The sequence below is a fragment of the Acinetobacter sp. GN11 genome (assembly GCF_054823985.1).
The window spans coordinates 1-677 of record NZ_JRVL01000285.1; the positions used below are offsets into that span (position 1 = coordinate 1).

Annotated in this window: 3 tRNA genes; all 3 read left to right on the plus strand. The window is 40.5% G+C overall.

The annotated features are described in order from the left end of the window. Positions 1–96 precede the first annotated feature (96 nt). Positions 97–172: transfer RNA gene (locus tag NL42_RS18150), tRNA-Val, on the plus strand. Positions 173–208: 36 nt separating this feature from the next. Next, positions 209–285 (plus strand) — tRNA-Asp (locus tag NL42_RS18155). A gap of 87 nt (positions 286–372) precedes the next feature. Further along, a tRNA-Val gene (locus NL42_RS18160) sits at positions 373–448 on the plus strand. The last annotated feature ends 229 nt before the right edge of the window (positions 449–677 follow it).

A 677-nucleotide genomic window follows, 5' to 3' on the forward strand; every position in this document is an offset into this window, starting at 1 on the left:
TCGCGGGTTCGAGCCCCGTCCGCTGCGCCATTCTCTTGATTCCCTTGTCTAGAGAATGTAGAGTATAAAGATACATTCGCTATCTTTTCTCATTAAGGGCGCTTAGCTCAGTTGGTAGAGCGTCTGCCTTACAAGCAGAATGTCGGCGGTTCGATCCCGTCAGCGCCCACCATATATGTGACCATACTTTATTTTAAAGTATTGTAGTGCAGCGGTAGTTCAGTTGGTTAGAATACCGGCCTGTCACGCCGGGGGTCGCGGGTTCGAGCCCCGTCCGCTGCGCCACTTTTCAGTTCGGGTTGTGTTTGGAAGATGATTTAAGATGTTAAAGTCTTATATCAAGGAATTAATGAATAATTAGTTTTTCTTCTGGGGCGCTTAGCTCAGTTGGTAGAGCGTCTGCCTTACAAGCAGAATGTCGGCGGTTCGATCCCGTCAGCGCCCACCATTATTTCTTCCAGAAAATTAAACTCTTCTCATATTCAAATCGCTTATTTTCTTATACTTTTAATTTTTATGTAAAATTACTTGTTATATGAACAATTCTAAATTTAATTTTTCTATTGTGAAATTAAAGTGTCGATATCTTTAGATGAATAATTTTTAAATTATTATTTTCATTCGTTGCTTGTCTTATCGTTATATACACTTGAACGACTTGAACGACTTGAACGACT